The sequence below is a fragment of the Mycolicibacterium tusciae genome, from assembly GCF_002086795.1.
In the GTDB taxonomy this organism is placed as follows: domain Bacteria; phylum Actinomycetota; class Actinomycetes; order Mycobacteriales; family Mycobacteriaceae; genus Mycobacterium; species Mycobacterium tusciae.
Genome location: NZ_MVIM01000013.1, coordinates 86161 through 112858 on the forward strand (window position 1 = coordinate 86161; position 26698 = coordinate 112858).

Below are 26698 nucleotides of genomic sequence, written 5' to 3' on the forward strand. Positions count from 1 at the left end.
GACACCGCCGCTGGCCATATACCCCATGGGGGTATATACTCACCGTCATGACGGAGGTAGACCACACCCAACATCAGGCGCACGCGGGTCACGAAGGCCACGACGCGCACGGCGGGCACGGCGGGCACGGTGACCACGCCGCGGCGTTCCGGCGGCTGTTCTGGGTGATGCTCGTGATGGCCGTCCCGACGGTCGCGCTGTCACCGATGTTCGCGATGATCCTGGGCTACACCGTGCCGGCGTTCCCCGGCGCGCAGTGGGTGTCCCCGGTGCTGGGCACGGTGATGTACGCGTGGGGCGGTAAGCCGTTTCTGACGGGCGCGGTCAGCGAGATCCGTTCGCGCGCACCGGGAATGATGCTGCTGATCGGCCTGGCCATCACGGTGGCGTTCGTGTCGTCATGGGGTGCCAGCCTCGGTGTGTTGCATCACCAGCTCGACTTCTGGTGGGAGTTGGCGCTGCTGATCGTGATCATGCTGCTGGGGCATTGGATCGAGATGCGGTCGCTGGCGCAGACCACCTCCGCGCTGGACTCACTGGCGGCGTTGCTGCCGGACGAGGCAGAACGTGTGGTGGGTGGGACAACAGAGACGGTCGCGCCGTCCGAGCTACGCGTGGGTGATGTCGTGCTGGTGCGGCCCGGCGGCAGCGTTCCGGCCGACGGCGAGATCGTCGACGGATCCGCGGACGTCGACGAGTCGATGGTGACCGGCGAATCGCGTCCGGTGCGGCGTGGCGTCGGCGACCACGTGATCGCGGGGACGGTCGCCACCGATTCCGGACTGCGCGTCGCGGTGAGTGCGGTCGGCGACGACACGGCACTGGCCGGAATCCAGCGCCTGGTCACCGAGGCGCAGAACTCGTCGTCGCGCGCGCAGCGGCTGGCGGACAAGGCGGCGGGCTGGCTGTTCTGGTTCGCGCTGGTCTCGGCCATCATCACCGCGGTCGTCTGGAGCCTGCTCGGCCTGCCCGACGAGGCGGTGGTGCGCACCATCACGGTGCTGGTGATCGCCTGCCCGCACGCGCTGGGTCTGGCGATCCCGCTGGTGGTGTCGATCGCGACCGAGCGCGCGGCCCGCGGCGGTGTCCTGATCAAGGACCGGCTGGCACTGGAAAGCATGCGCACCGTCGGCGCGGTGCTGTTCGACAAGACCGGGACGCTGACCAAGGGGGAGCCGACCGTCACCGCTATTGCGACGACTGGACGGTCCGAAAACGAGGTGCTGGCATGGGCCGCGGCGGCAGAGGCCGACTCCGAGCACCCGCTGGCGCGCGCGATAGTCGAGGCCGCCCGCAGGCGGGAGTTGTCGGTGCCGCGATCGTCGGACTTCAGCTCGTCGCCCGCGGTCGGCGTGGAGGCGGCGGTGGAAGGCCACCGGGTCCGCGTCGGCGGGCCGCGGCTGCTGGCGGAGGCGGGTTCCGACGAGTTGTCCGCAGTGGTGCCGTGGCGCGACGAAGGTGCAATCGTGCTGCACGTGCTCGTCGACGGCGACGTCGTCGGGGCGCTCAAGCTCGCCGACGAAGTGCGCCAGGAGTCGCGCGAGGCCGTCGACGCCTTGCACAAGCTGGGCATCGAGGTGGTGATGATCACAGGCGACGCCGAGTCGGTCGCGCGTTCGGTGGCCGACGACCTCGGCATCGACCGGGTGTTCGCAGGCGTCCGACCTGGGGATAAGGCCGCGAAGGTGGCCGAGCTGCAGCAGGAGGGGCTGAAGGTGGCGTTCGTCGGCGACGGGGTCAACGACGCGCCCGCGCTGGCACAAGCCGATGTGGGCATCGCGATCGGCGCAGGCACCGACGTGGCGATTGCGTCGGCTGGTGTCATCCTCGCGAGCTCTGACCCGAGGTCGGTGGTCTCGGTGATCGCGCTGTCCAAGGCGACCTATCGCAAGATGAAGCAAAACCTTTGGTGGGCAGCGGGATACAACGTGCTCTCGGTGCCGCTCGCGGCGGGCATTCTCGCGCCTGTCGGGATTGTGCTGCCGATGTCGGTGGGCGCGATCTTGATGTCGGCGTCCACTGTGGTGGTGGCCGCCAACGCCCAACTGCTACGTCGACTGGACCTCCGGCCTGAGTCGAGCGTGCGGGCCGTTCTCTAAGAATCTGGCTAGGCTTTGCGCAAATCAATTCAGTAGAATAGGCGCAGATAACACGCATGCATTAGGGATGCAGCAAACACCAGACGGAAGGGTCCGTGAGCGGCGCGGCACTTCGCATTCTGGCTGTTGTACCCGGTTGATCCCGAAACAGAAAGGGCGGCAATGTCTCTCGCCGAGATTCAGCGCCGGATTCGATCGTGCGACGAAACGGCCGCATCACCCTACTTAGGTTCGCCTAAGTTGGCATGTCAACCCGAGTTTGTCATATCGTTTTGTCCACTTGTGGCGAGTGGGAATTGGGCCGTCGTTCAGTGCTGCACGAAGGAACCGCCCTCGCTGAAACGGCCAGCGGCCGTCCTCGAATTGGTTGGCCAGCGGAATCCTCGCTCGGCGTTCGGAAAAGGGTAGGTGGGAATGGCGCCCAGCAGTCAAGGGCTGTACAACCCCGCGTTCGAGCATGACGCGTGTGGCGTGGCCATGGTCGCGGACATGCACGGCCGCCGCAGTCGAGCCATTGTCGACGCCGCGATCACCGCCCTGGTGAACCTCGAGCACCGCGGCGCCCAGGGCGCCGAACCCCACACCGGTGACGGTGCGGGCATCCTGCTGCAGGTCCCCGACGAGTTTCTGCGTGCAGTGCTGAGGGACCAGGGAGCCTCCTTCGAGCTGCCCGAGTACGGCAGCTATGCCACCGGCATCGCATTCCTGCCTCAGTCGTCCAAGGACGCCGCCACCGCCTGCGAAGCCGTGGAGAAGATCGCCGAGGCCGAGGGGCTCGAGGTATTGGGGTGGCGTGACCTGCCCACCGACGACTCGTCGCTGGGTGCCCTGGCCCGCGACGCCATGCCGACGTTCCGGCAGGTCTTCATGGCCGGCGCCTCGGGCATGGACCTGGAGCGCCGCGCCTACGTCGTGCGCAAGCGCGCTGAGCACGAACTCGGCACCAAGGGCCCGGGACAGGACGGCCCGGGACGCGAAACCGTTTATTTCCCAAGTCTTTCCGGTCAGACCTTCGTCTACAAGGGCATGCTGACGACTCCGCAGCTCAAGGCGTTCTACCTGGATCTGCAGGACGACCGGCTCACCAGCGCGCTCGGCATCGTGCACTCGCGGTTCTCGACCAACACGTTCCCCTCGTGGCCGCTGGCCCACCCGTTCCGGCGGATCGCGCACAACGGCGAGATCAACACCGTCACCGGCAACGAGAACTGGATGCGGGCCCGCGAAGCCCTGATCAACACCGACGTGTTCGGCGCAAACGGACTCGACAAGATCGTCCCGGTCTGTACGCCAGGCGCTTCGGACACCGCGCGCTTCGACGAGGTTCTCGAGCTGCTGCATCTCGGCGGCCGCAGCCTGCCGCACGCGGTGCTGATGATGATTCCCGAGGCGTGGGAGCGCAACGAAAGTATGGACGGGCGTCGCAGGGCTTTTTATGAGTACCACGCCTCCCTGATGGAGCCGTGGGACGGCCCCGCGTCGATGACGTTCACCGACGGCACCGTGATCGGCGCCGTGCTGGACCGCAACGGCCTGCGGCCGTCGCGCATCGAGGTCACCAAGGACGGCCTCGTGGTGATGGCGTCGGAAACCGGCGTGCTGAACCTCGACCCGTCGACCGTGGTGAAGAAGATGCGCTTGCAGCCCGGCCGAATGTTTCTCGTCGACACCGCGCAGGGCCGCATCGTCGACGACGAGGAGATCAAGGCCGAACTCGCCGCCGAGCACCCGTATCAGGAGTGGCTGGACGCCGGCCTCTTCAAGATCGAGGACTTGCCCGCCGGTGACTACATGCGGATGCCGCACCACCGGGTCGTGTTGCGGCAGCAGGCCTTCGGCTACACGTACGAAGAGCTGAACCTGCTGGTCGCCCCGATGGCACGCACCGGAGCCGAGCCGCTGGGCTCGATGGGCACCGACACGCCCGTCGCCGTGTTGTCCCAGCGACCCCGGATGCTCTACGACTACTTCCAGCAGCTGTTCGCTCAGGTCACCAACCCACCGCTGGACGCCATCCGCGAGGAGGTGGTGACCAGCCTGCAGGGCACGGTCGGCCCCGAGGGCGACGTGCTCAACCCCAATGCCGACTCCTGCCGCCAGATCGTGTTGACGCAGCCGATCCTGCGCAACGCCGAACTGTCCAAGCTGATGTGCGTCGACCCCGACCACGAAATCCGCGGCCACAAGCACGGCATGCGCGCGGCCGTCATTCGATGTCTGTACCCGGTGAACCGCGGCGGCCAGGGCCTCAAGGAGGCGCTCGACAACGTTCGTGCCAAGGTGTCGGCGGCCATCCGTGACGGCGCACGCATCATCGTGCTGTCCGATCGCGAGTCCAACGAGCAGATGGCGCCCATCCCGTCACTGCTCAGCGTGTCCGCCGTGCACCACCACCTCGTCCGCGACCGCACCCGCACCCAGGTCGGGCTCGTCGTCGAGGCGGGTGACGCCCGCGAGGTGCACCACATGGCCTGCCTGGTCGGCTTCGGCGCGGCCGCGATCAACCCGTACATGGCGTTCGAGTCGATCGAAGACATGGTCGACCGCGGCGTGATCTCCGGCATCTCAAGCGACCAGGCCAAGGCCAACTACGTCAAGGCGGCGGGCAAGGGCGTGCTGAAGGTGATGTCCAAGATGGGCATCTCCACGCTGGCGTCCTACACCGGTGCGCAGCTGTTCCAGGCCATTGGCATCAGCCAGCAGCTGCTCGACGAGTACTTCACCGGTCTGACGTGCCCCGTCGGTGGCATCGACCTCGACGACATCGCCGACGACGTCGCCACCCGGCATGCGCTCGCGTACCTGGACCGCCCCGACGAGTGGGCGCACCGCGAGCTCGAGGTCGGCGGCGAGTACCAGTGGCGCCGCGAGGGCGAGTACCACCTGTTCAACCCGGACACGGTGTTCAAGCTGCAGCACTCCACCCGTACCGGCCAGTACTCGATCTTCAAGGAGTACACCGCCCTGGTCGACGACCAGAGCGAGCGGATGGCGTCGCTGCGTGGCCTGCTGAAGTTCAAGGACGGGCAGCGTCCGGCCGTGCCGCTCGACGAGGTCGAGCCGGCCAGCGAGATCGTCAAGCGTTTCTCCACCGGTGCGATGAGCTACGGGTCGATTTCCGCCGAGGCCCACGAGACGCTGGCGATCGCGATGAACCGCCTTGGCGGACGGTCGAATTCGGGCGAGGGCGGCGAGGCCGTCAAACGCTTCGATCGCGACGAGAACGGCGACTGGCGGCGCAGCGCCATCAAGCAGGTGGCGTCCGGCCGCTTCGGGGTCACCAGCCACTACCTGAGCAACTGCACCGACATCCAGATCAAGATGGCCCAAGGCGCCAAACCCGGTGAGGGTGGCCAGCTTCCGGGCAACAAGGTCTATCCGTGGGTGGCCGAGGTACGGCACTCGACGCCGGGCGTCGGGCTGATCTCCCCGCCGCCGCACCACGACATCTACTCGATCGAGGATCTGGCGCAGCTGATCCACGACCTGAAGAACTCCAATCCGCAGGCACGCGTGCACGTGAAGCTGGTGAGCGAGAACGGTGTGGGCACCGTGGCGGCGGGTGTGTCGAAGGCGCACGCCGACGTCGTGTTGATCTCGGGCCACGACGGCGGCACCGGCGCGACGCCGCTGACTTCCATGAAGCACGCGGGTGCGCCCTGGGAGCTCGGGCTTGCCGAGACCCAGCAGACGTTGCTGCTCAACGGACTTCGCGACCGCATCGTCGTGCAGGTCGACGGCCAGCTGAAGACCGGCCGCGACGTCGTCATCGCCGCGCTGCTGGGCGCTGAGGAATTCGGCTTCGCCACCGCACCTCTGGTGGTGTCGGGCTGCATCATGATGCGCGTCTGCCACCTCGACACCTGCCCTGTCGGTGTGGCGACGCAGAATCCGGTGCTGCGTCAACGGTTCAACGGCAAGCCCGAGTTCGTCGAGAACTTCTTCATGTTCATCGCCGAAGAGGTGCGGGAGATGATGGCCCAGTTGGGCTTCCGAACCGTCAACGAGATGGTCGGCCAGGTAGGCGCCTTGGACACCACGAAGGCTGCCGATCACTGGAAGGCCTACAAGCTGGACCTGACGCCGGTGTTGCACGAGCCTGAGTCGGCGTTCATGAACCAGGACCTGTACTGCAGCTCACGTCAGGACCACGGACTGGACAAGGCACTGGATCAGCAGCTCATCGTGATGTGCCGTGAGGCACTCGATTCGGGTTCACCGGTCCGGTTTTCTACAACGATCGCGAACGTCAACCGCACCGTCGGTACGATGCTGGGCCACGAGGTGACGAAAGCTTATGGCGGCCAGGGACTCCCGGACGGCACCATCGACATCATGTTCGAGGGCTCGGCCGGTAACAGCTTCGGCGCCTTCGTGCCCAAGGGCGTGACGCTGCGCGTGTACGGCGATGCCAACGACTACGTCGGCAAAGGCCTTTCCGGAGGCAGGATCGTCGTGCGCCCGTCTGACAAGGCGCCCGCCGAGTTTGTCGCAGAGGACAACATCATCGCGGGCAACGTGATCCTGTTCGGCGCCACCAGCGGTCAGGCGTTCATCCGCGGGCAGGTGGGCGAACGGTTCGCCGTGCGCAACTCCGGCGCCCACGCGGTCGTGGAGGGCGTCGGTGACCACGGATGCGAGTACATGACCGGCGGCAGAATCGCGATTCTCGGACCTACCGGCCGCAACTTCGCGGCGGGTATGTCGGGCGGAATCACCTATGTCTACGACCCGGACGGCAACCTGCCGGACAACCTCAACTCCGAGATGGTGGAATTGGAATGCCTCGTAGGCGACGACGGCGAAGATGAGGTGTGGTTGCACGAAATTATTCGTGCGCATGTCGATGCCACTGATTCCGCTGTCGGACAGCGTATTTTGAGCGACTGGGACAACACCGTGAAGCACTTCACCAAGGTCATGCCCCGCGACTTCAAGCGGGTGCTGGAGGCGATTGCCGAGGCCGAGCGAACCGGCCAGAACGTCGACGAAGCGATCATGGCGGCCGCCGGTGCCTGATCCCCGTGGTTTTCTGAAGTACACGACGCGCGAGACTCCGCAGCGGCGGCCGGTCCCGCTGCGGCTTCGCGACTGGAAAGAGGTCTACGAAGACTTCTCCCACGACACCCTGCGCGAGCAGGCGACGCGCTGCATGGATTGCGGTATCCCTTTCTGCCACAACGGATGCCCCCTGGGAAACCTGATCCCGGAGTGGAACGACCTGGTGCGCAACGACCGGTGGCGCGACGCGATCGAACGGCTGCACGCGACCAACAACTTCCCCGAGTTCACCGGACGGCTGTGCCCGGCGCCGTGTGAAGGCTCCTGCGTGCTCGGCATCAACCAGGATCCGGTGACCATCAAGCAGGTCGAGGTCGAAATCATCGACAACGCCTTCGACAACGGCTGGGTCGTTCCGCTGCCGCCGGACAAGCTCACCGGCAAGAAGGTCGCCGTCGTCGGCTCCGGTCCGGCCGGGCTGGCCGCTGCGCAGCAGCTCACCCGCGCGGGTCATGCGGTGACGGTGTTCGAGCGCGAGGACCGTATCGGCGGCCTGCTGCGCTACGGCATCCCCGAATTCAAGATGGAGAAGCGCCATATCGACCGTCGTCTGGAACAGATGTCGGCCGAGGGCACGCAGTTCCGGCCCGGCGTCAACGTCGGCGTCGACGTCACCGTCGCGCAGCTGCGGCTGAACTACGACGCCGTGGTGCTGGCCGGTGGGGCGACCGCCTGGCGTGACCTGCCGATCCCGGGTCGTGAGCTCGACGGCATCCATCAGGCGATGGAGTTCCTGCCGTGGGCCAACCGTGTTCAGCAGGGCGACGACGTGCTCGGCGAGGACGGCGAGCCGCCGATCACCGCCAAGGGCAAGAAGGTGATCATCATCGGCGGCGGCGACACCGGTGCCGACTGCCTGGGCACCTCGCACCGCCAAGGTGCGGAAAGCGTGCACCAGTTCGAGATCATGCCGCGCCCGCCGGAGGAGCGCGCCGACAGCACGCCGTGGCCGGTCTACCCGCTGATGTTCCGCGTCAGCTCGGCCCACGAAGAAGGCGGCGAGCGTGTCTACTCGGTCAACACCGAGGAGTTCCTCGGCACCGACGGCCGGGTCACGCATCTGCGCGGCCACGAGGTCGAGATGAAGGCGGGCAAGTTCGAGAAGGTCGACGGCAGCGACTTCGAGCTCGAGGCCGATCTGGTGCTGCTGGCCATGGGCTTCGTGGGTCCCGAGCGTGAGGGGCTGCTGACCGAGCTCGGTGTCGAGTTCACCGACCGCGGCAACGTCGCGCGCGACGACCATTTCGCGACGACGGTGCCTGGCGTCTTCGTGGCCGGCGACATGGGTCGCGGCCAGTCGCTGATCGTGTGGGCGATCGCCGAGGGTCGCGCCGCTGCCGCCGGTGTGGACAGCTACCTGATGGGCGACACCGCGCTGCCCGCGCCGATCAAGCCAACGGCGGTTCCACAGCGCTAGTCCGACGATCGATGACGTCTTTCTGCGGCCTGTCTGGGCGTCGAGTCCGAGTCCCAGAAACAACATCAGTCACAGCAGAAACATCAGATGATTTTTTCGGCGCGCCTCGCCCCGTTTGCCAACTCGCCGGTATCTAATGACTTCATGAGGGCATTGCGCTAGGGTAAGGCCCCGAGCAGCTATCGGTATCGACGCAGGAGTTATCACTGTGTACCTCAACCCGCTATCTCGGTCACGGGTGAATCGAATCGCCTGGTCACTGTTCCGTCATCCCCTGAAGAGCCGCGAATTCCCGGCCAAGGCCGAGCGCCTGATCACCGCCGACGAACTGGTCCGCTTCGGCGTCTAGCGAATTCCGTTACCGCCCGGTGGTCGCGCCGCACGTTCCGTGATTCACCCTTTGCCGAATCGTTATCTTTCCGTTACCGCCGCTAATCTTTGCTACTCAGCAGTCCCGACGCCCTGATCTCGTCGGCGAGCGGTTCGAGAACGGCGGGGTCATACGGCGGCGGTAGGTAGATGATCGCCAAGTCCAGACCCTCCGCGCCCAGCGCGGCGGCTTCCTCCACGACCTTGCCGTAATCACGGTCCTCGCCCAACCGGACATGAGCCGACAGCATGATCTCCTTGGGATCCCGGCCGATGTCCGCGCAGTGCCGGGCGAGCACATCGCGCTTGCGGGCGAATTCCTCCGGCGGACCGCCGACGAAGTTCCAGTGCTGGGCGTAGCGGGCGGTGATCCTCAGGGTGCGCTTCTCGCCGCTGCCGCCGATGCAGATCGGCGGGTGTGGTTGCTGTGGGCCCTTGGGCTCGTTGCGAGCCTCCTTGAGCTGATAGAACCTTCCGTCGAACGTCGTCGTCTCCTTGGACAGCAGGCTCGTCAGCACCTCGCACGCCTCCTCGAACCGATCGAAGCGTTCCTTGATCGAGCCGAGTTCGATCCCGTAGGCCCCGGACTCCTCCTCGTTCCACCCGGCGCCGATGCCGAGTTCCAGGCGGCCGCCGGAGACGATGTCCAGTGCCGCAGCCATATTCGCGAGCACGGCGGGGTGACGGTAGTGGATGCCGGTGACGAGCACACCCACCCGCAGCCGCTGTGTCGCCTGGGCCAGCGCGGTCAACGTGACCCACCCCTCCAGGCACGGCCCCGTCGAGTCGGAGAAAATCGGATAGAAGTGGTCGAAGGTCCAGCCGGACTCGTAGACCTCGATTTCGTCGGCGGCCTTCCAGACGGCGAGCATGTCGGACCACGTGGTGTTCTGCGGGGAAGTTTTGAATGCGAATCTCACGTAGATCGAGCGTAGTCCGGATTCCTGGGGATAACCCGTCAGTCCGATTCACCGAATTCGCCGAACCAGTGCGCCAGCTTGCCGCGTCGACTCACCGCGCGCAGCCGGCGTTCGGCCGCGGCCCTGGTCTTGGTGGTGGTGACGATCAGCAGTTCGTCGCCGATCTCGATGCGGGTATCGGGCTGCGGGACGAAGGTATGGCCGTCGCGGATGATCAACGTGATCACGCTCGGGTCGGGCAACCGCAGCTCCAGGACCGTCACGTTGTGCAGCCGGGACGGATCCTGCACGGTCATCGTCAGCAGCTCCGCGTCGAGCACGTCAAGTGGTGCCGCCTCGACCTGGAGCTCGCGGGTGGCTTCCTTCGGGATGAGACCCAAGCGGTGCGCGAGGAAGTGCAGGCTCGGCCCCTGCACCAGCGTGTAGACCACCACCAGGATGAACACGATGTTGAGGATGCGGATGCTGTCCGGCACGCCTCCGACGATCGGGAACGTCGCCAGCACGATCGGCACCGCGCCCCGCAGACCGGCCCAGGAGATGAAGATCTGCTCGCGCCACGGCACCCGGAACCAGACCAGCGAGGCGAACACCGACACCGGCCGCGCAATCAGGAGCAGGACGAGACCGATCACGATCCCCGCCGCCAACTCGGCGCCCAGATCGCTGGGATCGACGAGCAGACCGAGCAGGACGAACAGGCCGATCTGTGCCAGCCAGCCGAGCCCCTCCGCAAACGACCGCGTGGCCGCGCGGTGGGGCAGCCCGGTGTTGGCAAGCACGACCGCCGCCAGATACGCGGCGAGGAACCCGCTGGCGTGGGCGCTGCCGGCAGCGGCGAACGCCACCATGCCAAAGCCGAAGGTAGCCAGCGGATACAGCCCGGATGCGGGAAGTGCGATGCGGCGCAGCGCGATTGAGCCCAAGAATCCGCAGCCCAACCCAATCGCCGCACCCGCAACCAGCTCGTAGACGACTTGTGCGAGCGCATGTCCCGCAGACAGTTCGAGCGGCGTCACGCTGAACATCAGCACGAGGATGACGGTCGGCGCGTCGTTGAAACCGGACTCGGCCTCGAGCAGTCCCGCCACCCGGCGAGGTAGCGGCACGACGCGCAGCACCGAGAACACCGCGGCGGCATCGGTGACGGAGACGACGGCGCCGAGCAGCACCGCCAGCTGCCAGTCGATGCCGAGCAGCAGATGGGCACCCGCCGCGGTGACCGCCGTACTGACCGCCACACCGATGGTGGCCAACGCGCCCGCGGGAGCCAACACCTTGCGAATGTCCGAGAACCGCGTCGTCAAGCCGCCTTCGACGAGGATGACAGCCAGCGCCACGGTGCCGAGGTGGTCGGCAAGCAGGTAGTTGTCGAACTGCAGACCGAGCCCGTCCTCGCCGACGATCACGCCGACGCCGAGGAACAACAACAAGCTGGGTAGACCCACCCGGCTCGCCGCCCGGGTGGCGACGATGCTGGCCAACAGCACGAGCCCACCGGCGAGCAGCATCAGATACAGCTGCTCCAAGGTCATTCGAATCGCTTTCGGGAAGGTGCCAGTGAGCCTCGACGTGCAGTAAACACCTACCACGGCCGAGAAGCGCCGTGGTGAGGTGCGACGATGAACCGATGTTCCGATTGACGCGGCGAAAAACCGAGGAATCGGGCCGCGTCGATGAACGACCGAAGATGCGCATCGGCATCGCCGGCGCCGGTGCCATCGGTCGCTCCGTCGCCCAGGAACTGCTCGGCTACGGCCACAAGGTGTTGCTGATCGAGCACAACGTCCGCCACTACGAACCGCACACCGTGCCGGACGCGGACTGGCTGCTGGCCGACGCGTGCGAGCTGACCTCACTCGAGGACGCGGGGATTCAGACCTGCGACGTGGTGATCGCTGCGACCGGCGACGACAAGGTGAACCTGACGGCGTCGCTGCTCGCCAAGACCGAGTTCGGCGTCGACCGAGTGGTGGCGCGCGTCAACGACATGCGAAATGCGTGGCTGTTCACCGAGTCATGGGGTGTCGACGTCGCCGTTTCGGCACCGGCCGCCCTGGTCGCGGCGATCGAGGGAGCCATCGACATCGGCCATGTCGTGCGGCTGATGGAACTGCGCCAGGGACAGGTGAGCCTGGCGAAACTCACGCTGCCCGAGGGCGATCCACTGGTCGGTCAGCTGATGCGGGATCTGCCCCTGCCGGATAACACCGCGCTGGCGATCGTGATCCGCGAGACCGGGATCGTGTTCCCGACGCCGGACGACGTGCTCGAGGCCGGCGACGAGATGCTGTTCTTCGCCGGCGGCGCCCAGAATCAGGTGTCTGCTCTTGTCCAGCGTGCGACGGAACCGCTCGGCGACCGAGCCCACCCGCCCAGCTGATCGAAGCGTGCCGACGCGCGGCGACGACTGCGCCTCGTATCTGATAAATTCTTCAACTGATGGATCAAAGGAAACAGCAAGCCTTCAGGGGAACCGTGGAGCCGCAGCCGCTGTACAAGCTCAAGGGTGAGTTCTTCAAGACCCTCGGCCACCCGGCCCGGGTCAGGATCCTGGAATTGCTGGCCGGCCAGGACCGATCCGTGGGTGAACTGCTGCCCGAGGTCGGTCTCGAATCGTCGAACCTGTCTCAGCAGCTGGGCGTGCTGCGCCGGGCCGGGGTAGTGACCACTCGAAAGGACGGCAACGCCGTCATCTACTCGATCGCCTCACCGGACATCGCCGAACTGCTCGCAATGGCGCGCAAGGTGCTGACGACGGTGCTCAGCGACCGGGTTGCCGTGCTGGCGGACCTCCGCGCCGATGGTGAGCAATGAGCTGGATCCGCAAGATATTTCGGGTTGGGCGTGTGGTCGAGCCGCCGGGGCCCGCGCCTGAGGTGAGGGTCAAGCCCCCAGCCGGCGTGCGCGGTTCGCTGCAGATTCGCCATGTCGACGCGGGTTCATGCAACGGGTGCGAAGTGGAGATCGGCGGTGCGTTCGGTCCGGTGTATGACGCCGAGCAGTACGGGGCGCGACTGGTCGCCTCTCCCCGGCACGCAGACGCGCTGCTGGTCACCGGTGTCGTCACGCACAATATGGCCGAGCCGCTGCGCAACACCGTGGCGGCCACACCGCAGCCCAGGGTCGTGATCGCCTGCGGCGACTGCGCGCTGCACCGCGGCGTATTCGCCGACGCCTACGGCGTGGCCGGCGCGGTCGGCGACATCGTGCAGGTCGATGTCGAAATACCGGGCTGCCCACCATCGCCCGCCCAGATCGTCAACGCGCTGCGGTCGGTGACCGGGAAGTGACCGTCACGCTTTCCGCCCCGTCGGGGGCGGAGCGAAAGAATGTGTCCCGCGACCTTTTCGGCGTCGTCGCCGGGCTGATCACCGCGGGTATCGGCGCCGTCGGGGTGTGGCTGGGCCTGGTCGGCATCTTCGGCGAGGCACGGCCCGTGAACATCGGCTGGCTGTTGCCCCTGTCCGGGGTGCAGTTGGCCCTGGACCCGCTCGGCGGATTCTTCATGGCGCTGACCGGGGCGGTCGCGGTGCCGGTAGGTGTCTATGCCGTCGGCTATGCCCGGAATCTGAGCCGAACACCCGCGGCGGTGCTGCCGTTGTTGGTCGCGGCCATGCTCCTGGTGCCCGCGGCCGCATCGGTGACGACGTTCCTGTTGGCCTGGGAGCTGATGGCGATTTCGTCGCTGGTGCTGGTGCTCGCCGACCACACCCGCCCCGAAGTGCGGACCGCGGCACTGGTCTACGCGGTGATGACGCAACTCGGCTTCGTCGCGATCCTGGTCGGACTCATGGTGTTGTCGGCCGCGGGTGGCGCCGACCGCTTCGCCGAGATGACCGACGTGCCCGACGGTGTGCGGACGTTGGTCTTTTTGTTGACACTCGCCGGGTTCGGCTCCAAGGCGGGCCTGGTGCCGCTGCACGCGTGGCTGCCGCGGGCCCATCCGGAGGCGCCAAGCCCGGTGTCGGCTCTGATGAGCGCCGCGATGGTCAACCTCGGCATCTACGGCATCGTGCGCATCGATCTGCAGGTGCTCGGCCCGGGCCCACGCTGGTGGGGGCTGGCGCTGCTCGTGGTTGGCGGGGTGTCGGCGCTGTACGGCGTGCTGCAGGCCTGCGTGGCAACGAATCTCAAACGCCTGCTTGCCTATTCGACGACAGAGAATATGGGGTTGATAACCCTCGCGCTGGGTGCGGCGACACTCTTCGCGAGCTCCGGTGCGTCGGCACCCGCGACCATCGCGATGGCCGCAGCAGCACTGCACCTCGTCGGCCACGCCGCGTTCAAGTGCCTGGGGTTTCTGGCGGCGGGGTCGGTGCTGGCGGCCACCGGGCGCAGCGACCTAGATCGGCTCGGCGGTCTGGCCCGGCGGATGCCCGCCACCACGACGTTGTTCGGGGTGGCCGCGCTCGGCGCGTCCGGGTTGCCGCTCGGCGCGGGGTTCGTCAGCGAGTGGTTGTTGGTGCAGTCGCTTATCCATGCGGCCCCCGGCAACGACACGGTGGTGTCGTTGACGGCGCCGCTGGCGGTCGGGGTGGTCGCGCTGACTGCGGGATTGGGGGTGGCGGCGATGGTCAAGGCGTTCGGCATCGGATTCCTGGCTCGGCCGCGGTCCGAATCTGCTTACGCGGCAAAGGAATCCTCGCGCAGCATGGTGGTGGGCATGACGGCTGCCGCCGTCGGTTGCGTGCTGATCGGCGTGACCCCGGGTGTGGTGGCACCCGCGCTGCGCGTGGTGCTCTCCACGTTGCCGGCCACCGAGGCGGTCGACTTCGCCGATTTCGGTGCTGTGGTTCGGCTGCCAGGTGTTGCGGGCTCGATCGCGCCGGGCGTGATCGCGGCCGTGCTATTGATCGCGGTGCTGGCCGCAGTGGTGCTGAGCCAATGGCGATCGTGGCGCCGTCCCCCCGCCGAGGAGCTGCCGCTGTGGGCCTGCGGGGCCGACGAGCTGACCGCCCGGATGCAGTACACCGCGACATCCTTCGCCGAACCCTTGCAGCGGGTGTTCGACGACGTCCTGCGTCCCGATACCGACATCGAGGTCACACCCTTCGCCGAATCGCGGTACATGGTCGAGGCGGTGAGATACCGCAGCCAGATGGTCGATGCCATCGAGGAGCGGCTCTACACGCCGGTGGTGCGGGCCGTGACCGTCATGGCGAATTTGCTGCGTCGGGCACACACGGGCAGCGTGCACCTTTACCTCGCCTACGGTGCGCTCGGCGTACTGATCATGCTGGTGGTCGCCCAGTGAACGTGATGCCCTACCTCGCGGGCGCCGCCCAGCTCGCCACGGTGACCATCGGTGCACCGCTGGTGGTCGGGCTGATGAGGCAGGTGCGGGCGCGATGGGAGGGACGTGCCGGCGGCGGAATGCTGCAACCCTGGCGGGACCTACGCAAACAGCTTGGCAAGCAACAGATCACACCGCACGGCACCACGGTCGTGTTCTCCGCCGCCCCGGCCGTGCTCGCCGGCACGACGCTGATGATCGCCGCGATCGTACCGGTGGTGGCGACCGGCTCACCGCTCGATTCCAGTGCCGACCTGTTCGTCGTCGTCGGGATGCTATTCCTGGGCACTGTCGCACTCACGCTCGCCGGGATCGACACCGGCACCTCGTTCGGCGGAATGGGCGCCAGCCGCGAGATAACCATCGCCGCCCTGGTCGAACCCACGATCCTGCTTGCGGTCTTCGCGCTGTCGATCCCCGCCGGATCGGCGAATCTCGGTGCGCTGGTGAACAACACGATGGAGCATCCCGCTCACGTGGCATCCCTGGCGGGCGTGCTGGCTTTCGTCGCCCTGGTCATCGTGATCATCGCGGAGACGGGTCGGCTGCCGGTAGACAACCCAGCGACCCACCTCGAGCTGACGATGGTGCACGAGGCGATGATCCTCGAATATGCCGGTCCGCGACTGGCGGTGGTCGAATGGGCATCGGCGATGCGGCTCACCGTGCTGCTGGCGCTATTGGCGAACCTGTTCTTGCCGTGGGGGATTGCCGGTTCCGAGCCCACCGTCACCGCCGTCGTCATCGGGGTCGCCGCCGTCGCCGTGAAGGTCGCCGTGCTGGCGGTCCTGCTGGCCAGCGCCGAGGTGTTCATCGCCAAGCTGCGTTTGTTCCGGGTGCCAGAGCTGTTGGCCGGCTCGTTCCTGCTCGCCCTGCTCGCGGTGACCGCGGCCAACTTCTTCACAGTGCAGGGACCGTCATGACCGATGCCGACTTCGTGATTGTCATCGACTTCGCGGCGGGCGGGCTCGTTCTCGCGGCGATCCTCATCGTGTGGCACCGCGGCCTGCGCGCCATCGTGCGTCTGTTGGCATGGCAGGGCGCGGCTCTGGCGGCGATTCCCATTGTGCGGGGACTGCACGAAGGCAACGCCGAATTGGTGGCAGTCGGCGGCGCGGTGCTGGTGCTGCGCGCCGCGGTGTTGCCGTGGCTGCTGGCCCGGGCGCTGGCCGCCGAACACGAGGCACAACGGGAGGCGACGCCACTGGTGAACACCGCCACCTCGCTGTTGCTCAGCGCAGTGCTGACCGTCGTTGCATTCGCGATCACCCGCCCCCTGGTGGACCTCGAGTCGGACGCAGTCGTCAACGCGGTCCCCGCAGCGTTCGCGGTGATCCTCATCGCGCTGTTCGTGATGACGACGCGGCGCCACGCCGTATCGCAGGCGGCGGGATTCCTGATGCTTGACAACGGAATTACGGCCACGGCGTTTCTGCTTACCGCCGGAGTGCCGTTGATCGTCGAGCTCGGTGCATCGCTGGACGTGTTGTTCGCCGTGCTGATCATCGGCGTCCTGACCGGACGTTTGCGCCGAGCGTTCGGTGGGGCGGACCTCGATCACCTGCAGGAGCTGCGGGACTGATGACCATCTTCATTCTCGCAGCCATCGTTGTGCCCGCCGCCGCGGCGCTGGTGAACCTCCTTGTCGGATGGCGCCTTTGGACGGCCATACTGTCGGTGGGTTCGGCCGCCACGGTGCTGATGTGCGGCGTCGTGCTCGCTGCACGCGTGGGGCCCGGTCAGCACATGGCACTGGGTGGCCTGCTGCGCGCCGACGCACTGTCGGTGACGATGCTGATCGTCATCGGCGTGGTGGCCACCCTCACCACGTGGGCTGGCATCGGCTACATCGGCACCGAGCTTGAGCACGGCCACACCAACGCCGGCGGCGCCCGGCTCTACGGGGCGTTGACGCAGGGGTTCATCGCGGCAATGGCGTTAGCGGTGTGCGCCAACAACATCGGTGTCATCTGGGTCGCTATCGAAGCCACCACTGTCGTCACCGCATTCCTGGTCGGACACCGTCACACCCGCACCGCACTGGAGGCGACGTGGAAGTATGTGGTGATCTGTTCGGTCGGCATTGCGCTGGCTTTGCTGGGCACCGTGCTCTTGTACTTTGCCGCCCAGCACGCGGGGGCACCCGATGCGCAGGCACTGAATCTCGACGTGCTTGCCGTGTACGCCGCGGACCTCGATCCGGGGGTGACCCGCCTGGCCGGCGGTCTGCTGCTCATCGGTTACGGCGCGAAGGCAGGCCTCTTCCCTTTTCACACTTGGTTGGCCGACGCGCACAGCCAGGCTCCGGCACCGGTCTCCGCGCTGATGAGCGGGGTGCTGCTGTCGGTGGCGTTCTCGGTGCTGCTGCGCATCAAGCCGGTCGTCGACGCCGCCACAGGACCGTCGTTCCTGCGCAACGGGCTGGTCGTCCTCGGTCTGGCTACGCTGTTTGTCGCGGCGATGATGGTGACCGTCACCGGCGACGTCAAGCGCATGCTCGCGTACTCCTCGATGGAGAACATGGGCCTGATCGCGATCGCCGCAGCGGCCGGGACATCGCTGGCGATCGCGGCCCTGCTGCTGCATGTGCTGGCGCACGGCGTTGGAAAGACAGTGCTGTTCCTGGCGGGCGGCGAGCTGCAGGTTGCGCACAATTCCACCGCCATCGGCGACATCACCGGTGTCGTGCGACGCTCCCGGTTGGTCGGTGGCTCGTTCGCGGTCGGGCTGATCGTGCTGCTCGGGCTGCCTCCGTTCGCGATGTTCGCCAGCGAACTGGCCATCGCCCGGTCGCTCGCCGACGCCGACATGGCATGGGTGCTGGCCGCGGCGATGCTGTTGGTGGCGATCGCATTCACGGCGTTGGTGCGAAATTCGGGACGAATGTTGTTCGGCACCGCAGCCGCGGATGCACCCGCGATCGCCGTGCCAGCGTCCGTCGCGGCGGCGCTGCTGGTGGGCGCGGCCGCCTCGGTGGCGCTCGGCGTCACGGCAGGTCCGCTCACCGGTCTGTTCACTGCCGCGGCGGATCTGCTCGGAGGTCTGCCGTGAGCGACTTTGTCCGGCACCGGATTTCCCGGGATGCGCTGGGGGACAAGGCCGAAGAACTCTTCCAGTCCGGGTTTCGGCTGGCTTTGGTGGCTGCGCACGACGACGGTGGCGCGCTGCGAGTGGTGTATCTGTTGCTGGCCGCTCGGCCCGATCGCCGGGTCGAAATTGAATGCGTGCTGCCGCCAGGTGATCCGGTGCTGCCGTCGCTGGCCTACATGTCCTTTCCAGCCGGTCGGTTCGAGCGGGAAATGGCGGATCTCTACGGCATTCGGCCCGCCGGGCATCCGCGGCCTCGTCGGCTGGTCCGTCATGCGCACTGGCCGGAGGACTGGCATCCCATGCGTCGAGACGCCGGACCTGCACCGAGATTCGAGTCCGCCGGCAGTTTTCCCTTCGTCACTGTGGAGGGCACCGGCGTGTACGAGATCCCGGTGGGGCCTGTGCACGCAGGATTGATCGAATCGGGACACTTCCGGTTCTCCGTCGTCGGCGAGACCGTACTGCGGCTCAAGGCACGGCTCTGGTTCGTGCACCGTGGACTGGAGAAGCTGTTCGAGGGCCGGCCCGCCACAACAGGGGTCACCTTGGCCGAACGGGTCAGTGGTGACACGTCGGCGGGTCACGCGCTGGCGCACGCGCTGGCGGTCGAGGATGCTCTCGGCCTCACACTGCCCGACGAAGCACACAGGCTACGGGCAGTGGTCCTCGAACTCGAGCGGCTCTACAATCACGCCGCCGACCTTGGCGCGTTGGCCAACGACGTCGGCTTCGCCCTCGCCAATTCACATGCGCTACGGATCCGGGAAAGTCTCTTGCGCCTGAACGCCACGGTGACCGGTCACCGGCTGCTGCGCGGAGCGATCCACCCCGGCGGTGTCGAGTTGCGCAGACTGCCCGACCCGGCGACCCTGCGCGAGATCGCCGCGGACCTCGCCGAGGTGGCCGACCTTACGTTGCGAAACAGCGTCGTCTACGACCGCTTCGCGGGCACCTCGGTGCTCTCCGGCGACGACGCGCGCGCACTAGGGTGCCTTGGCTATCCCGCCCGGGCCAGTGGGCTGCGTACCGACGCCAGGGTCGAACACCCGACGACCTCATTGCCCGTGATCGAGGTCGGCGCCACCGATGGAGATGTGCTCGCCCGCTACACCGTCCGGCGCGACGAGTTCGCCGCATCCGTCGGGCTGGCGTGCGAGCTCGTCGAATCGCACAGCGGGCCGATTGAATACCGGATACAGCGCGATTACCGACCCGAGGCGTCCAGCGGCGTCGGCATCGTGGAGGGTTGGCGCGGCACCATCGTGCACCGCGTGGAGGTGGACGCAGGCGGGAACTTCACGCGGGCGAAGATCGTCGACCCGTCCTGGTTCAACTGGCCCGCGTTGCCGGTCGCGATGTCCGACACGATCGTTCCGGACTTTCCGCTGACCAATAAGAGCTTCAACCTGTCCTACGCCGGAAACGATTTGTGATCTCGCGATGAGTTGCGGTCGTCGCGCCGGTCAGTACGGGCATGATCGATTTGACTTCAGCCTGCCGACGCACTGCCCAGGTCTTGGCGAACGTGACCGACGAGCAGCTGAGCGCATCCACCCCGTGCGAGAAGCTGCCCGTCGATGAACTGGTGGCGCACATCGGTGGCCTCGCTCTGGCGTTCACCGCGGCCGCGCGCAAGGACTTCGGACCGCTGACCGACACACCGCCGACCTTCGACGGAGCGCTCGAGGATGACTGGCGCACCGTATATCCGCAGCGGCTCGCGGACTTGGCCGTGGCGTTCGGCGATCCGGCCGCCTGGCAGGGCATGAGCCGGGCCGGTGGCGTCGACTTCCCCGGCGAAGTGGCGGGGATGGTCGCTCTGACGGAGGTGGTGGTGCACGGTTGGGATCTGGCCAAGGCCACCGGTCAGCCGTATGACATCGACGCCGCCACCGCCGACGCGGTCGTGCCGCACGTCGCACAGTTCGCGGCGGAAGAGCCGGTCGAGGGGCTGTTCGACCGTGCAGTGCCCGTTCCCGACGATGCTCCGGTGCTCGACCGGATCGTCGGGCTGACGGGTCGTGACCCTGCGTGGAGTGGGCCCTGACCGGGCACACTTAAACCATGGATCCGGTCATCGCCCTTCGCCAGATTGCCTACTACAAGGACCGGGCGCGGGAAGATCCCCGCCGGGTGATGGCCTACCGGAACGCCGCCGACGTCGTCGAGGCGTTGACGGACGCCGAGCGTGATCGTCACGGCGCGGCCAACAGCTGGCAGTCGCTGTCGGGAATCGGACCCAAGACCGCGAAGGTCATAGCGCAGGCCTGGGCCGGCCGCGAACCCGACGTGCTTGTCGAATTACGCTCGAACGCAGCCGATCTCGGGGGCGGTGATATCCGCGCGGCCCTGCGCGGCGATCTGCATGTGCACTCGAACTGGTCCGACGGGTCGGCACCGATCGAGGAGATGATGCTGGCGGCAATGGAATTGGGCCACGAGTACTGCGCGCTGACCGACCACTCGCCGCGGCTGCGCGTGGCCAACGGGCTTTCGCCGGAGCGGCTGCGCGAGCAACTGGACGTGATCGACGAGATCCGTGACATGGTCGCGCCGATGCGCATCCTCACCGGTATCGAGGTCGACATCCTCGACGACGGCTCGCTCGACCAGGAGGACGAACTGCTCGAGCGCCTCGACGTCGTGGTGGCCAGCGTGCATTCCAAACTGTCCATGGATTCGACCGCGATGACCCGTCGCATGCTCAAGGCCGTGGCCAATCCGCATACCGATGTGCTGGGCCACTGCACCGGACGGCTGGTGACCGGCGGTCGAGGGGTGCGGCCCGAATCGAAGTTCGACGCCGAGAAGGTGTTCACCGCGTGCCGCGACAACGGCACCGCCGTCGAGATCAACTCGCGGCCCGAACGCCGGGATCCGCCGACCCGTCTGCTGAACCTCGCGCTCGAGATCGGCTGCGTGTTCTCCATCGACACCGACTCGCACGCGCCGGGTCAGCTCGAGTTTCTGGGCTACGGTGCGCAGCGTGCGCTGGACGCGGGCGTTCCGGCCGAGCGGATCGTCAATACGTGGTCGGCCGACAAGCTGTTGGACTGGACCAGCTCGTAGACCTTCCTCAGCTGGACGTGGCGAATGGATGATGCGGCCTCAGTCCGGCAGGTGTGGCATCTCGAGGCCGGGATCGCGCCCGAGTTGGACGCCGCGCATGACGGCGGCGTTGCCATACCGCTTCCGCACCTGGTCGACGGCGTCGTCCAACGCGATGACGTCATGGGCGGGCGCAGGTGGGAACGGCAGCTCCAGTTGTTGCGCGCCGTCGCGGTCGATGTTGGACACGGCGAAACCGACGAGCGTCAGGCCGCGTTCGGCGATCAGGGGGGCGGCCGACGCGACGAGCATGCGTGCGGCGTCGAGGATCATGTCGGTCGACGCGGTTGCCCGCGGCATGGTGTGGGACCGGGTCGCGCGGCCGAAGTCGTCGAAACGCAGGCGCAGCACCACAGTTCGTCCGGTGCGGCCCGCTTTGCGCATGCGGCGGGTGATCCGGTCGACGAGGTTGACGACGACGGCGTCGACCTCCGCGTCCGACATCGTGTTGCCCCGCCTGCCCAGGGCGCGCTGCGCGCCGACCGAACGTCGTCGCACACCCGTCACCACCCGCCGGCGGTCGATGTTGCGGGACAACGCGAACAGCCGATAACCCATCGCCCCGCCCAACAAAGACGACAGCGTCGACTCCGACAACTCGGCGACGTCGGCGACGGTCTCGATGCCGTGTGCGTGCAACTTTTCGGCGGTCTTGGCGCCTACACCCCAGAGCCGTCGCACCGGCAGGGGATGCAGGAAGGCGAGCTCACGGTCCGGCGGAACGAGTAACAAGCCGTCGGGCTTGGCCTCCTGGCTGGCGACCTTGGCCAGGAACTTGGTGCGGGCGATGCCGACGGTGATCGGCAGCCCCACCCGGTCGCGCACCGCCGTGCGTAGTTGCGCGCCGATCTCCACCGGGGTGCCGGAGACCCGCAGGAGCCCGGAGACATCGAGGAACGCCTCGTCCACGCTGAGCGGCTCGACGATGGGCGAGGTGTCGTGGAACACCTCGAAAACGGCGCGGCTGGCTTCGGAGTACGCCGACATCCTCGGCGGCACGACGATCGCGTGCGGGCACAGGCCGCGAGCCTGCCGCCCGCCCATCGCGGTGCGAACCCCGTAGGCCTTGGCCTCGTAGCTGGCGGCGAGCACGACGCCGCCGCCGACGATCACCGGCCTGCCGCGCAGCGCGGGGTCGTCACGCTGCTCGACCGATGCGTAGAAGGAGTCGAGATCAGCGTGCAGGATCGTCGCCGACGGCCGAGCCGTCGATCCAGATGACACGAACACATGTTCGCATCGCGGTATGACTAGTGGGGGGTCTTGCCGTAGATACTGGTGATCCAGACGTGCACAACGGTGTCGAGCGCCGAGTCCTCGGCGATCGACGGGCGTTGGCCCGTGTACGAGGCGAACATGGCCCGCTCGTTCATCAGGTTGAGGGCGGCGGCGAGGTCCTGGGCAGGCACGGTATCCGGCGCCGCGCCGCGGGCGCGTTCGGCGTTGATGACAGCAGCGGTGCGGTCGACCCACTTCTGCATGAAGGTCGACCAGAGTTCGCGCAATTCTGCGTTGGTCGCGGTGGCCCCGACGCCCGCGAGCACGACGGCCAGGTGAGTGCGCAGGGGTTCGAAGAAGGCGTAAATACTGTCGTGCCACGCGCGCGCCGGGTCGGTGGAGTAGTCATCGGCCCGACCCTCGAAGGTGGCGTCGGCCTCGGCGAGAACCTTTTCGAACAGCGTCAGCAGCACCGCGTCCTTGGACGGGAAGTAGAAGTAGAAGGTCGGCCGGGACAGACCCGCTCCCTTGGCGAGGTCATCCACCGATATCTCCGCAAGCGGCCGCTGTTCGAGCAGGCGTTCCAGGGTCGTGAGGATCGCCTGTTCCCGATCGTCCCCCGAGGGGCGGGTCGATCGGCGGGCACGGGAGACAGAGGCCCGGTTGGCGGTGGTCACAGGGCCCGAGTCTACACAGTGTCGACTTTCTCAACACACCGTTGACTATCTCGACACACCGTTGATACGCTCCGGTACCATGAGCGAACACCTCGACGTCGTCATCGTGGGAGCCGGGATCTCCGGCATCAGCGCCGCCTGGCACCTGCAGGACCGCTGCCCGACCAAGAGCTATGCGATCCTGGAGCGCCGCGACAATCTCGGCGGCACCTGGGACCTGTTCAAATACCCCGGGATCCGCTCGGACTCCGACATGTTCACCCTCGGCTTCCGGTTCAAGCCGTGGACGTCGGAAAAGGCCATCGCCGACGGGCCGTCGATCATGTCCTATCTGAAGGACACGGTTGCCGAGTGCGGCATCGACAAGCACATCCGGTACGGCCACCGCGTCCTCGGCGCGGACTGGTCCGACGCCGACAATCGCTGGACCGTCCGCATCGAAGCGGACGGCGAGGTGCGCGAGATCACCGCGTCCTTCCTGTTCGCCGCCAGTGGCTACTACAACTACGACGAGGGATACTGCCCGGAGTTTGCGGGACGCGACGACTTCGAGGGCACGATCATCCACCCGCAGCACTGGCCGGAGGACCTGGACTACGTCGGCAAGAAGATCGTCGTGATCGGCAGCGGCGCGACCGCGGTGACTCTCATTCCCGCGCTTGCTAATTCAGGCGCAGGTCATGTCACGATGCTGCAGCGCTCGCCGACCTATATCGGTGCGCTGCCTGACGTGGATCCGTTCACCGTCCAGACGAACAAGATGCTGCCGACCAAGGTGGCTTACGTCCTCAATCGGTGGAAGAGCATCCTCTTCCAGTCCGCCCAGTACCGAATCAGCAGGCGATTCCCGAACTTCATGCGCAAGCAGCTGATGACGATGGCGCAACGGCGACTGCCCGAGGGCTATGACGTCGACAAGCATTTCGGCCCGAGGTACAACCCGTGGGACGAGCGGCTGTGTCTGGCGCCGAACGGCGACCTGTTCAAGACCATCAAGAAGGGCAAGGCCGACGTCGTCACCGACACGATCGAGCGGTTCACCAAGACCGGCATCAAGCTGACCTCGGGCGAGGAGCTGGAGGCCGACATCATCGTCACCGCAACGGGTTTGAACCTGCAGCTCTTCGGAGGGGCGGAGATCTCTCGCAACGGCGTACCGATCGAACTGAACGAGACCATGGCCTACAAGGGCACGATGTTGACCCACATGCCCAACATGGCGTTCACGATCGGCTACACAAACGCGTCGTGGACGCTGAAGGCAGACTTGGTGTCCGAGTTCTTCTGCCGGGTGATCAACTACATGGATGCCAAGGGTTTCGACACCGTCGAACCGCAGCATCCGGGAGACAGAGTCGACGAGGCTCCGCTGATGGACTTCACTCCCGGCTACGTGTTGCGCGCATTGGATTACCTGCCGAAGTCCGGACACATCGCGCCGTGGCGCCTCAAGCAGAACTACCTGCTGGACCTGCGCTTGATCCGGCGCGGCAAAGTCACCGATGAGGCCCTGCACTTCAGCAAGCACCGGGCGCCGGTGACGGCTTCGGCCTAGAGTCTCAGTCTGCAGCGACGACGACAATGCCGTCGTCGTCGCTGTAGGCGATCTCGCCCGGGGCGAACTCCACGCCGCCGAACTCGACGGCCACATCACGTTGACCGTCACCGGTTTTCGTGCTCTTGCGGGGGTTGGTGCCCAACGCCTTCACACCGATGTCGAGGGTGCGCAGCGTCGACGAGTCCCGTACCGCACCGTTGATGATGATGCCGACCCAGCCGTTGTCGACGGCCAGGCCGGCGATGACGTCACCGACGAGCGCGGCGTGCAGCGAACCCCCGCCGTCGATGACGAGCACACCGCCGTTACCCGGTTGGGACAGTACGGATTTCAACAACGCGTTGTCCTCGAAGCACTGCACCGTGGTGATCGGCCCGGCGAACTCGGATCGTCCGCCGAACTGGCGGAACTGCAGATCACAGCTGCGGACATCCGGGCCGATGTCGTCGACGAGGTCTGCGGTGGGACGGAAATCGATGCTCACTCGTCGATGTTAGCGATCACGATGTCGCGGACGAACTGCGCCAAACCCGGCTCGACGTCGTCGTAGTACCGGGTGAATCGTTCGTCGGCCACATACATCTCGACAAGGTTGCGGTGCATCTCACCGCCGAAGTCGTAGAACCTCTCGATCGACGCACGATGCCGGGCGACCAGTTCGTCGGCCACCTGGGACCCCGGTTGGACGCCGTCGCGCTTGGCCTCGGCCAGCGCCTGCAGCAACGCGTCACCCTCTGCCTTGATGTCGATCCAGTCCTGCTTGGTGAGCGCCGCGGCCCGCTGCTGCGACTGTTTCCACGCGTCGGTCTGCCCCCAACGCTGTTCAGCCTCGACGGCGTACTCCTCCCCGAACGCGGTAGTGCCGAATATCTCGATCTGTTCCTCCGCGGTCAGCTGAATACCGCTGCGGTGTGCGCTCATCAGTTCCTCCACTGCCTTGATCGTGTGTTGCAGCCGGTCGGCCTGGTCCAGCAGCAGCCGGTGCTGCCGCCGGAGGTGTTCGAGCACATCGGCATCGCCGTCGTCCAGCAGTGCTCGGATGTCCTCGAGTGGCAGCCCGACGGAGCGGTACACCAGCACCAAGTGCAGCCGTTCGATATCGGCGTCGGTGTAACCGCGGTACCCCGCCGGGGTGCGGACGCTCGGCACCACCAGACCGATGTGGTCGTAATGGTGCAGGGTGCGTACCGAGACGGCGGTGAGTGCGGCTACCGCTCCGACGGTCTTGGCGTTCATGACACCACTATCGACCCTGACGTCGCGTGAGGGTCAAGAGAATTCGGTTCAGCCCTCGTCAGAGCCGCGACGCATGATCAGCACTACGAGGATGGCCAGCACACCGGCGGCGATCGCCGCTGCGATCGGCAGCCGGGAAGGCTCGGGCCCGATGAACGGCACCGGCGCGGGCCCGGCGACCGGGTTGCTCGCGGTGGCGACGGTGGCCTTGGCCTTGGCCGCGGCTTCACGCGCGGCTGCGGTGAGATCGCCGTTGGTATCCGCGAGCTTCGGCGGTGCCGGCGTCTTGGCGGGAGCGTCCTTGGCCGGGGCCTTCTTCGCGGCTTTCTTGGCCGGGGTGGCCTTCTTCGCGGGGGCGGCTTTCTTCGCAGCCTTGGCCGGGGCCTTCTTGGCAGGAGTCTTCTTCGCGCCCTTGGCGGGGGCCTTGGCCGGCTGCGCTGACGGTGGCGGCGGTGCTGCGGGTGGCTGCGCTGCCGGTGGCGGTGCTGCGGGTGGCTGCCCGGCGGGGGCGGCCGGTGGCGTGGGCGCAGGCGGCGGCGTGGACCCAGGCGGCGTGGACCCAGGCGGCGTGGACTGGGCCCCTTCGTCTGGTCGGTCCTGCTGGTCTGCCATCGGCTGCTCCTTTGCAGTGTCGTGTCTGCGCGCGTCC

The 26698-nt window shown here is 66.8% G+C and carries 21 protein-coding genes; 14 read left to right on the plus strand and 7 right to left on the minus strand.

Annotated elements, in window-relative coordinates:
* The first annotated feature begins 47 nt into the window (after positions 1-47).
* From BST47_RS21720 to BST47_RS21730, 3 genes are all read left to right on the plus strand, one after another.
* Complete coding sequence (locus BST47_RS21720; RefSeq protein ID WP_083127720.1) at positions 48-2099, plus strand: heavy metal translocating P-type ATPase; 2052 nt, start codon at positions 48-50, stop codon at positions 2097-2099.
* A 414-nt stretch (positions 2100-2513) separates the two neighbouring features.
* Positions 2514-7118 (plus strand): glutamate synthase large subunit, encoded by a 4605-nt coding sequence (gene gltB, locus BST47_RS21725; RefSeq protein WP_083127721.1) that lies wholly within the window; start codon positions 2514-2516, stop codon positions 7116-7118.
* Complete coding sequence (locus BST47_RS21730) at positions 7111-8577, plus strand: glutamate synthase subunit beta (RefSeq protein ID WP_083127722.1); 1467 nt, start codon at positions 7111-7113, stop codon at positions 8575-8577. The genes gltB and BST47_RS21730 overlap by 8 nt, the downstream gene beginning before the upstream one ends.
* 431 nt (positions 8578-9008) lie before the next feature.
* Here BST47_RS21730 and BST47_RS21735 read toward each other — a convergent pair whose 3' ends face one another.
* Positions 9009-9866, minus strand: coding sequence for an LLM class F420-dependent oxidoreductase (locus BST47_RS21735; protein ID WP_083127723.1), 858 nt, complete (start codon positions 9864-9866; stop codon positions 9009-9011).
* 38 nt (positions 9867-9904) lie between these two features.
* Entirely contained in the window at positions 9905-11401 is a 1497-nt protein-coding gene (locus BST47_RS21740; protein WP_083127724.1) for a potassium/proton antiporter, read from the minus strand.
* 155 nt (positions 11402-11556) lie between these two features.
* Here BST47_RS21740 and BST47_RS21745 point away from each other — a divergent pair, with 155 nt between their 5' ends.
* From BST47_RS21745 to BST47_RS21790, 10 genes are all read left to right on the plus strand, one after another.
* The gene (locus BST47_RS21745; protein ID WP_083127795.1) at positions 11557-12249 is read left to right on the plus strand and encodes a potassium channel family protein; all 693 of its coding nucleotides are present in this window, start codon (positions 11557-11559) and stop codon (positions 12247-12249) included.
* Between the two features lie 95 nt (positions 12250-12344).
* Positions 12345-12683, plus strand: coding sequence for a lsr2/espR transcriptional regulator (locus BST47_RS21750; RefSeq protein ID WP_107529046.1), 339 nt, complete (start codon positions 12345-12347; stop codon positions 12681-12683).
* Positions 12680-13159 carry an NADH-quinone oxidoreductase subunit B family protein gene (locus BST47_RS21755; protein WP_083127726.1) on the plus strand — a complete coding sequence of 160 codons (480 nt, stop codon included), beginning with the start codon at positions 12680-12682 and terminating at the stop codon, positions 13157-13159. The genes BST47_RS21750 and BST47_RS21755 overlap by 4 nt, the downstream gene beginning before the upstream one ends.
* 41 nt (positions 13160-13200) lie before the next feature.
* Positions 13201-15123, plus strand: coding sequence for a proton-conducting transporter transmembrane domain-containing protein (locus BST47_RS21760; protein ID WP_107529050.1), 1923 nt, complete (start codon positions 13201-13203; stop codon positions 15121-15123).
* 5 nt (positions 15124-15128) lie between these two features.
* Positions 15129-16085: a respiratory chain complex I subunit 1 family protein gene (locus BST47_RS21765; protein ID WP_083127796.1), complete on the plus strand. Its 957-nt coding sequence runs from the start codon at positions 15129-15131 to the stop codon at positions 16083-16085.
* Positions 16082-16744, plus strand: a complete 663-nt coding sequence (locus tag BST47_RS21770; RefSeq protein ID WP_083127728.1) for a hypothetical protein — start codon at positions 16082-16084, stop codon at positions 16742-16744. Before BST47_RS21765 ends, BST47_RS21770 begins: the two co-directional genes overlap by 4 nt.
* Positions 16744-18213 (plus strand): proton-conducting transporter transmembrane domain-containing protein, encoded by a 1470-nt coding sequence (locus BST47_RS21775; RefSeq protein WP_083127729.1) that lies wholly within the window; start codon positions 16744-16746, stop codon positions 18211-18213. Before BST47_RS21770 ends, BST47_RS21775 begins: the two co-directional genes overlap by 1 nt.
* Positions 18210-19685 (plus strand): hydrogenase large subunit, encoded by a 1476-nt coding sequence (locus tag BST47_RS21780; RefSeq protein ID WP_083127730.1) that lies wholly within the window; start codon positions 18210-18212, stop codon positions 19683-19685. The genes BST47_RS21775 and BST47_RS21780 overlap by 4 nt, the downstream gene beginning before the upstream one ends.
* A 41-nt stretch (positions 19686-19726) precedes the next feature.
* Positions 19727-20299 carry a TIGR03086 family metal-binding protein gene (locus tag BST47_RS21785; protein ID WP_083127731.1) on the plus strand — a complete coding sequence of 191 codons (573 nt, stop codon included), beginning with the start codon at positions 19727-19729 and terminating at the stop codon, positions 20297-20299.
* 17 nt (positions 20300-20316) lie between these two features.
* Complete coding sequence (locus BST47_RS21790) at positions 20317-21321, plus strand: PHP domain-containing protein (protein ID WP_083127732.1); 1005 nt, start codon at positions 20317-20319, stop codon at positions 21319-21321.
* 39 nt (positions 21322-21360) lie between these two features.
* On the opposite strand, the gene dinB is transcribed toward BST47_RS21790, so the two are convergent.
* Together dinB and BST47_RS21800 are read right to left on the minus strand one after the other, a co-directional pair.
* Positions 21361-22590, minus strand: coding sequence for a DNA polymerase IV (gene dinB / locus BST47_RS21795; protein ID WP_083127733.1), 1230 nt, complete (start codon positions 22588-22590; stop codon positions 21361-21363).
* 20 nt (positions 22591-22610) lie between these two features.
* Positions 22611-23255, minus strand: coding sequence for a TetR/AcrR family transcriptional regulator (locus tag BST47_RS21800; RefSeq protein ID WP_083127734.1), 645 nt, complete (start codon positions 23253-23255; stop codon positions 22611-22613).
* Between the two features lie 79 nt (positions 23256-23334).
* Between BST47_RS21800 and BST47_RS21805 the strand changes: the two genes are divergently transcribed.
* Complete coding sequence (locus BST47_RS21805; RefSeq protein WP_083127735.1) at positions 23335-24810, plus strand: flavin-containing monooxygenase; 1476 nt, start codon at positions 23335-23337, stop codon at positions 24808-24810.
* Between the two features lie 4 nt (positions 24811-24814).
* Here BST47_RS21805 and rraA read toward each other — a convergent pair whose 3' ends face one another.
* Genes rraA through BST47_RS21820 form a run of 3 tightly spaced genes read right to left on the minus strand, consistent with a single transcriptional unit; the run spans position 24815 to position 26661 of the window.
* A complete protein-coding gene (rraA, locus tag BST47_RS21810) occupies positions 24815-25297 on the minus strand; it encodes a ribonuclease E activity regulator RraA (protein WP_083127736.1) in 483 nt (160 codons plus the stop codon).
* Complete coding sequence (locus tag BST47_RS21815; protein ID WP_083127737.1) at positions 25294-26049, minus strand: MerR family transcriptional regulator; 756 nt, start codon at positions 26047-26049, stop codon at positions 25294-25296. The genes rraA and BST47_RS21815 overlap by 4 nt, the downstream gene beginning before the upstream one ends.
* 48 nt (positions 26050-26097) lie before the next feature.
* Positions 26098-26661, minus strand: a complete 564-nt coding sequence (locus BST47_RS21820) for a hypothetical protein (protein ID WP_083127797.1) — start codon at positions 26659-26661, stop codon at positions 26098-26100.
* Between the last annotated feature and the right edge of the window lie 37 nt (positions 26662-26698).

What these genes read in the sequence shown, in the direction of transcription:
- BST47_RS21740 (WP_083127724.1), bottom strand. Translation starts at nt 11,401, where the DNA reads ATGACCTTGGAGCAGCTGTATCTGATGCTGCTCGCCGGTGGGCTCGTG.
- BST47_RS21765 (WP_083127796.1), top strand. Translation starts at nt 15,129, where the DNA reads ATGCCCTACCTCGCGGGCGCCGCCCAGCTCGCCACGGTGACCATCGGT.
- BST47_RS21775 (WP_083127729.1), top strand. Translation starts at nt 16,744, where the DNA reads ATGACCATCTTCATTCTCGCAGCCATCGTTGTGCCCGCCGCCGCGGCG.
- BST47_RS21720 (WP_083127720.1), top strand. Translation starts at nt 48, where the DNA reads ATGACGGAGGTAGACCACACCCAACATCAGGCGCACGCGGGTCACGAA.
- gltB (WP_083127721.1), top strand. Translation starts at nt 2,514, where the DNA reads ATGGCGCCCAGCAGTCAAGGGCTGTACAACCCCGCGTTCGAGCATGAC.
- BST47_RS21785 (WP_083127731.1), top strand. Translation starts at nt 19,727, where the DNA reads ATGATCGATTTGACTTCAGCCTGCCGACGCACTGCCCAGGTCTTGGCG.
- BST47_RS21815 (WP_083127737.1), bottom strand. Translation starts at nt 26,049, where the DNA reads ATGAACGCCAAGACCGTCGGAGCGGTAGCCGCACTCACCGCCGTCTCG.
- BST47_RS21820 (WP_083127797.1), bottom strand. Translation starts at nt 26,661, where the DNA reads ATGGCAGACCAGCAGGACCGACCAGACGAAGGGGCCCAGTCCACGCCG.
- BST47_RS21745 (WP_083127795.1), top strand. Translation starts at nt 11,557, where the DNA reads ATGCGCATCGGCATCGCCGGCGCCGGTGCCATCGGTCGCTCCGTCGCC.
- BST47_RS21770 (WP_083127728.1), top strand. Translation starts at nt 16,082, where the DNA reads ATGACCGATGCCGACTTCGTGATTGTCATCGACTTCGCGGCGGGCGGG.
- BST47_RS21805 (WP_083127735.1), top strand. Translation starts at nt 23,335, where the DNA reads ATGAGCGAACACCTCGACGTCGTCATCGTGGGAGCCGGGATCTCCGGC.
- BST47_RS21755 (WP_083127726.1), top strand. Translation starts at nt 12,680, where the DNA reads ATGAGCTGGATCCGCAAGATATTTCGGGTTGGGCGTGTGGTCGAGCCG.
- BST47_RS21790 (WP_083127732.1), top strand. Translation starts at nt 20,317, where the DNA reads ATGGATCCGGTCATCGCCCTTCGCCAGATTGCCTACTACAAGGACCGG.